Annotated in this window: 1 protein-coding gene and 1 pseudogene; both read left to right on the forward strand. The window is 68.0% G+C overall.

Annotation, left to right across the window (positions count from 1 at the left end; translation table 11 throughout):
* Nucleotides 1-300: pseudogene (locus AC5RWT_RS37410) on the forward strand (hypothetical protein); the annotation flags it as partial.
* Nucleotides 301-345: 45 nt separating this feature from the next.
* The coding region (locus AC5RWT_RS37415) for a chromosome partitioning protein ParA (RefSeq protein ID WP_494084621.1) at nucleotides 346-1,420 on the forward strand (1,075 nt) is incomplete at its 3' end.

Here is a 1,420-nt window from a genome sequence, read left to right on the forward strand (position 1 = left end):
GACGTTGCTGAGAAGGCCATGGCGGACTTCGCCCGCCCGGGCGTGGAGGAAAAGCAGTGGGCCAACGACCTGGCCCGCTGGCTCACGCCGCAGGCCACCGCCGATTACTCCGCCGTGGATCCCGCCAATGTCCCCGCCACTCGGGTCACTGGCCCCGCGACGCTGACGGTCGATGAGGCGAACGGCTACGGCGTTATGGCAGCCGTGCCGACTGATGCCGGGACCTACACAGTGCAGCTGCTCCGTACAGGCCAGGAGGCCCCGTGGAAGGTCAACCGGCTCACCCCGCCCGCCTCCTAAGCGCACGCACCTCGCCAACCCCGTCAACGTAAGGAATCAGGTTTCATGAGCACCACTCCAACAGAGGTCCTGGCCTTCCCGAACATCAAGGCCATCATCAGCGACAACGGCACAGCCGAGGTCATCGTCGCGGGGAACTCCCGCCTCGTCCCTGCAGGGAAGACGCTGCAGGACCTGCGCGAGAACGCCCTGGCCCTTGTCGTGGCCGAAGCCAGGACGCTGCAGCGACCCGTCCGGGTCCGTATCGAGGATCCCGAAGGACACGGCGAACTGATCGTCCACCCGGGCGGCAACGTCGAGTCCGTCTCCTATGAGCCCCGGCCCGGCCGCCGCCGGACCGCCGCACCCGCCAGCACGCCCGCTGCGGCCGCAGTCGAATCCACCGACACCACTCCAGCGCCAACGCCTGAACCTGCCCAGCCGACGGTGGAACGCCAGCCGTGGCCGCCCCTTGCCGCGGAGACTGCGTTGGACGTGGCTCCGGCCGCCGAGGCGCCGCAGCAGGCTGCTGCAGCCGACGCGCCGGTGACCCGACGCAGTTTGAAGGAGACCTCCTTCCTGGTGAGCGCCCCGGTGCTGGAGCCGGCCACTCAGGGCTGGCGCGGGACCTTGACCCGCTTGGGCTTCCGGATGGACCCCTCAGAGGAGGAGCTGTCCGAGCGTGAGGATATCCGCACCGTAAGCCAGCACTGGCCCGGCCCGCGGACCATCGCCGTGGTTAACCGCAAGGGCGGGGCCAACAAGACGCCCACGGTTGTGATGCTCTCGGCGATCCTTGCCCGCTACAGCGGCGCGGCAACGGTGGCGTGGGACAACAACGAATCCCAGGGCACCCTGGGATGGCGGACAGAGAAGGGCGCCCACGACCGCAGCGTCCTGGACCTGATCGATTCCTCCACCGAGCTGCTGTCCCCTTCCACGAACGCGGCCGAGATCGCCAAGTTCGTCCACCACCAGACCGCCGACAAGTTCGATGTGCTGCGCTCGGATGAAAACGAAGAAGGCGACCACGAAGTCACCGCAGAGGAAGTGGACATCGCCCACCAGGTCCTCACCCGGTACTACCGACTGGTCATCATGGACTCCGGCAACACTGCCAGGGCCGCCAACTGGCGGCGGA

It is taken from the genome of Arthrobacter sp. Dra40 (assembly GCF_059091905.1).